This is a genomic window from Nocardiopsis nanhaiensis (assembly GCF_054778635.1).
The window spans coordinates 1-5164 of sequence record NZ_BAAGZJ010000154.1; the positions used below are offsets into that span (position 1 = coordinate 1).

Consider the following 5164-nt stretch of genomic DNA (forward strand, 5'->3'; position numbering starts at 1 on the left):
CGCTCTGCCCGGCCTTGCGCGGGTTCACGCCACCCACGACATTGGTGCCCGAAGCGAGCATCCGACGGGTGTGCTTGGTGCCCTCAGAGCCGGTCATGCCCTGGACCAGCACCTTGCTGTCCTTGTTGAGGAAGATAGCCATGGTGTGTTCCGTCCCCTACTTCGCCGCGAGCTCGGCGGCCTGAGCGGCGGCGCCGTCCATCGTGTCCACCCGGCGAACGGCCGGGTGGGCGCGCTCCTCCAGGATCTGGCGGCCCAGGTCGGCGTTGTTGCCGTCCAGACGCACCACCAGCGGCTTGCTGACGTCGTCGCCGCGCTTCTCCAACAGCTCCAGCGCCTGCACGATGCCGTTGGCCACCGCGTCACAGGCGGTGATGCCACCGAAGACGTTGACGAAGACGCTCTTGACCCCGGGGTCGCCCAGGATGATCTCCAGCCCGTTGGCCATCACCTCGGCGGAGGCACCACCACCGATGTCGAGGAAGTTGGCGGGCTTGACACCACCGTGCTCCTCACCGGCGTAGGCGACCACGTCCAGGGTCGACATGACCAGACCGGCACCGTTACCGATGATGCCGACCTCGCCGTCGAGCTTGACGTAGTTCAGGCCCTTGGCCTTGGCGGCGACCTCGAGCGGGTCACCCTCCTCATCAAAGGTGAGGCTGTCCAGGTCCTGGCGGAACTCGGCGTTCTCGTCCAGGGTCACCTTGCCGTCGAGGGCGACGACCCGGCCGCCGGAGGTCAGGATCAGCGGGTTCACCTCCGCGAGGGTGGCGTCCTTGCCGACGAAGGCGTCCCAGAGCTTGGTGACGATCTCGGTGGCACCCGCGACGGCGGCCTCGGGCAGTTTGCCCGCCTTGACGATCTCCGCGGCGACGTCGGCCGGCGCGCCCTTCAGGGCGTCGATCGAGATCTTCGCTACGGCGTCGGGGTTGGTCTCGGCGACCTCCTCGATCTCCACGCCGCCCTCTTTGGAGCAGATGGCGAGGAAGTCACGGTTGGCGCGGTCGAGGAGGAAGGAGAAGTAGTACTCCTCGGCGATGTCACTCGCCTCCTCCACCAGGACGCGGTGGACCGTGTGGCCCTTGATGTCCATGCCGAGGATCTCCTCGGCCTTGGCCTGGGCGTCCTCGGGGCCGTCGGCCACCTTCACGCCACCGGCCTTACCGCGGCCACCGGTCTTGACCTGGGCCTTCACGACGACGCGGGTCTTGCCCGCGGCGGCGAACTCATCAGCGATGGCACGCGCCTCAGCGGCCGTGCTCGCCACCTTCCCCTGGGGTACGGGAACTCCGTACTCTGCGAAGAGTTCCTTCGCCTGGTATTCGAACAGGTCCACGAGGGTCCGTCCTTGTAACTCGCTGGCTCAAGTGTGTACCGGGGTGGCGTGTCCGGTTCGGCGGTGACGTACTGAGTAGGTGTCACACGACGCATGCCCCGGTGGGGCTGAGCCGCCTACAGAGTTCGAGATCGCCGCGGCCTTGCCACCCGCGACATGCGCAAAGCTTAGTCGCCCGCGGTCCGGCAGCCGGACACCGGGGCGGCGTTGCCCCGGTGAGAACGGACTCAAAAGCCGCTCATGCGGCAATGCCGCCGCCCTCACGTGGGAAAATCTGTGATCAGCAACACGGCCGATAACACCGATCCGAGCCGTTACCGCCCCAGATCGGACATCTCCCGGGATGCGACGAACGTCACGTCAGGCGGCGTGCGCGGGCCGGATGTTATCGCGCACCCACTCCGCGATCTCCGCGGTGGGTGCCCCAGGCGTGAAGATCCTGGCGACCCCTAGGGCCTCCAGTTCCGCGATGTCGGAGTCGGGGATGATGCCCCCGCCGAACACCCGGATGTCTGTGGCGTCGTTCTCGCGCAGAAGCTCCATCACCCGACCGAACATGGTCATGTGGGCTCCCGAGAGCACGGACAGCCCGATGGCGTCGGCATCCTCCTGGAGCGCGGCGGCGACGATCATCTCCGGGGTCTGGCGCAGACCCGTGTAGATGACCTCGACCCCGGCGTCACGCAGGACCCTGGCGACGATCTTGACCCCCCGGTCGTGCCCGTCCAGTCCCGGTTTCGCGACGACAACTCGTGCGGCGGCCTCGGCCATGACGTACCCCTCACTACGTTCCCCGCCGCGCCCGGCGCCCCTTGTGGGGGTCCCCCGAGCGCTCGGGGAGGAGATGATGAACTCGTCAGCAGAGTAACGCAGGTCACGAACGAGTGCCCGGCTCAGGGGCCGGGTATTGTCCGGATATGGACGACTACGCCACCGGTTTCGAGCACACCAGCACCGAGGACCTGCGCGACCGCGCCGTGGAGCTCGCGAAGCGGCGCTGGGACGTCCGTTTCTTCTGGCGGCTGCTAGGGCTGATCCCGGCCGCCGAGGCCATCGCGGGCAACATGGACGCCAGCGAAGCCAGTGTCGCCCAGGCCTCAGGGTTCCTGTACGAAGCGCTGTCCACGGAGACCGACACCGACGTCCAAGAGGCCCTGCGCCCCGTCTACATCCAGTACCTGGCAGAACACGGCGGAGAGTAATGTCCGAAAACCGCCAGCACCCACCTCGTTCGGTCAGTGATCATGGGTGGCGTGATGGACGACGAGCAGCGCTACCGCGCAGTGCACAGCAGGGACTCCCGCTTCGACGGGGTCTTCTACACCGCCGTGCGCACCACCGGTATCTACTGCCGCCCCAGCTGCCCGGCGGTCACCCCGCGCCGTGAGAACGTCCACTTCTACCGCTCAGCGGCAGCGGCGCAGGAGTCGGGCTACCGCGCCTGCAAACGCTGCCGCCCGGACACGGTCCCGGGTTCACCCGAGTGGAACATGCGGGCCGACATCGTCGGCCGGGCGGTCCGCCTGATCCACGACGGCGCGATCGACCGCGGCGGGGTCGGCTCGGTCGCCGACACCCTCGGCTACAGCGAGCGCCAACTGAACCGCCTCCTCACAGCTGAACTGGGCGCGGGCCCACTGGCACTGGCCCGCACTGAGCGGGCCCACACCGCCCGGATCCTCGTGGAAACCACGGACATGCCCATGGCGGACGCCGCCTTCGCTTCGGGTTTCGCGAGTATCCGCCAGTTCAACGAAACCATCCGGGCGGTCTTCGACCGCTCCCCCACCCAGATGCGCAGCGCTGCCAACAACCAGACACCGGCGCCCCCAGGAGCATTAGCGCTCCGGCTTCCCTACCGGGGCCGGATCGACCTCACCGGTATGCTCGCCTTCCTCGGAGCCCGCGCGGTCCCCGGTATCGAGGAGTACAGCGAAAGCACCTACCGCCGCACCCTCAACCTGCCGCACGGCCCCGCCACCGCCGAGCTCTCCCCGGGTTCGAACCACGTGCTGTGCCGCCTGTGGCTGACCGACCCAAGAGACCTGGCCAGCGCCGTGCGCCGATGCCGAAACCTCTTAGACCTGGACGCCGACCCCGAGGCGGTAGCCGAGGTCCTCTCACCAGACCCCGTCCTGGGCCCCATCCTCAAGAAGCACCCGGGTATCCGAGCCCCGGGCCACGTAGACCCCGCAGAACTAGCGGTCCGAGCCGTCCTAGGCCAACAGGTCTCCGTCCAAGCCGCCCGTACCCTGGCAGAACGCCTGGTCAACCAGTACGGCCAACCACTAACAGCGCCCGAAGGCACACTCACGCACACCTTCCCCACGCCTCAAGCCCTGGCCGCGGCAGACCCCACCAAGCTCTCCATGCCCGTGTCCCGCGGCAGGGCCCTCGTGAACCTCGCCGGGGCGATCGCCACCGACCAGGTCCTCCTGGGCCCGGGCAGCGACCGCGACACCGCGGAGAAAGCGCTCCTGAACCTCCACGGCATCGGCCCCTGGACCGCCGGCTACATCCGCATGCGCGGCCTCGGCGACCCAGACGTCTTCCTCACCACGGACCTGGGCGTGAAACACGCCCTCACCCGAAAAACAAAACCCACAACCTGGAGCCCGTGGCGTTCCTACGCCACCCACCTGCTCTGGGCCTCACTCAAAGACGGGGACACCGAATGACCCAGAACGCACTGCCGCTGAACCTACCCGCAGCCACCCCGCAGAGGACCGGTGCAGTGCACTTCCAAGCCCCACTCACAGGTCCGACCCACTACACCACGCTGGACTCCCCGCTGGGCCAACTCCTCCTGCACGGCGACGGCGAAGCCCTCACCGGCGTCAAGACGCCACCCGAGAACGGAACCCACTCGATCCCGGAGGACTGGATCGCCAACCACAAGGTGTTCACCGACGTCGAGAAACAACTGACCGCCTACTTCAACGGCGGCCTACGAAGCTTCGACCTGCCACTCGCCCCCACAGGCACAGCATGGCAACTCCAGGTCTGGCGAGCACTCACCACCATCCCCTACGGCGGAACCGCCAGCTACGGCGAACTCGCCGGAGAACTGGGCAAACCCACAGCTTCCCGCGCCGTAGGCACAGCCAACGGCCGAAACCCGATCAGCATCATCGTCCCCTGCCACCGAGTCATCGGCGCCACCGGCGGCCTCACCGGCTACGCCGGAGGCCTGGACCGCAAAAAGTACCTACTCAACCTGGAAAAGCACCCGCACAACAAGCGCGCAACCCCAGCCCCAGCCCCGGCAGCCACAACCGTTCAGTAACCGCACCCCCGCAAACGTAGAGCGCACACGCCAGTCACGGTGGGTGGGGGTCTGTGAGCAGGGCCGCGGTGGGTGGGGTGGCCGGGGTGGCCGGGGTTTGTTGTCGGGTGCGGGTGGTTTCCCCGTTTCCTGCCGCCCGATGGTGGCCGTCTCCGCTGCGCGCGTCAAGGTCGTCGCCGTCGAGCGCTTCGCGCGCGTCAGTGGCGCTCCACCTTGAGGCGCTTCGCTGCGACGGCGGGTGGGCGGCTGTCAGGAAACGGAGGACGTGTGGTCGGGGAGGCGATGGCCCCTTCGGGGCCCGAAGGGCCCCGGGCCTGCGGCCCGAAGGGCCGGGCTTCGCCCGGTCCGGCCGTGGCCGGCCGGATTCCTGCCCACCCGTCTGGCTTTCTCGGCCAGCGCGTCGCAATCCAGTGACCCGCCAGCGACGAAGGACCCGATCAGGCCGGGCGCATGGGCGGGCGCGTCCCGCCGGGCTTTCGGTCAGAGGTGGGAGCCTCATCGAAGTTGATCTTGCTACCAGGGGCGATTTCGGCGCCGAA

5 protein-coding genes and 1 pseudogene are annotated in these 5164 nt (G+C 68.1%); 3 read left to right on the plus strand and 3 right to left on the minus strand.

Translation table 11 applies throughout. The annotated features are described in order from the left end of the window. From ACYVD1_RS34260 to ACYVD1_RS34270, 3 genes and pseudogenes are all read right to left on the minus strand, one after another. Positions 1-142 (minus strand): annotated as a pseudogene (locus tag ACYVD1_RS34260) (succinate--CoA ligase subunit alpha); the annotation flags it as partial. A 15-nt stretch (positions 143-157) separates the two neighbouring features. After that, on the minus strand, positions 158-1339 hold the full coding sequence (gene sucC, locus ACYVD1_RS34265) for an ADP-forming succinate--CoA ligase subunit beta (RefSeq protein WP_460778637.1): 1182 nt from the start codon (positions 1337-1339) through the stop codon (positions 158-160). Positions 1340-1699: 360 nt separating this feature from the next. Next, the gene (locus ACYVD1_RS34270; RefSeq protein ID WP_460763933.1) at positions 1700-2110 is read right to left on the minus strand and encodes a cobalamin B12-binding domain-containing protein; all 411 of its coding nucleotides are present in this window, start codon (positions 2108-2110) and stop codon (positions 1700-1702) included. A gap of 146 nt (positions 2111-2256) precedes the next feature. On the opposite strand from ACYVD1_RS34270, the gene ACYVD1_RS34275 reads away from it, so the two are divergent. Genes ACYVD1_RS34275 through ACYVD1_RS34285 form a run of 3 tightly spaced genes read left to right on the plus strand, consistent with a single transcriptional unit; the run spans position 2257 to position 4625 of the window. Then, positions 2257-2541 carry a hypothetical protein gene (locus ACYVD1_RS34275; RefSeq protein WP_460763936.1) on the plus strand — a complete coding sequence of 95 codons (285 nt, stop codon included), beginning with the start codon at positions 2257-2259 and terminating at the stop codon, positions 2539-2541. 54 nt (positions 2542-2595) lie between these two features. Beyond that, positions 2596-4017, plus strand: coding sequence for an AlkA N-terminal domain-containing protein (locus ACYVD1_RS34280; RefSeq protein ID WP_460778639.1), 1422 nt, complete (start codon positions 2596-2598; stop codon positions 4015-4017). Continuing rightward, positions 4014-4625 (plus strand): methylated-DNA--[protein]-cysteine S-methyltransferase, encoded by a 612-nt coding sequence (locus tag ACYVD1_RS34285; RefSeq protein ID WP_460778638.1) that lies wholly within the window; start codon positions 4014-4016, stop codon positions 4623-4625. The genes ACYVD1_RS34280 and ACYVD1_RS34285 overlap by 4 nt, the downstream gene beginning before the upstream one ends. Positions 4626-5164 lie beyond the last annotated feature (539 nt).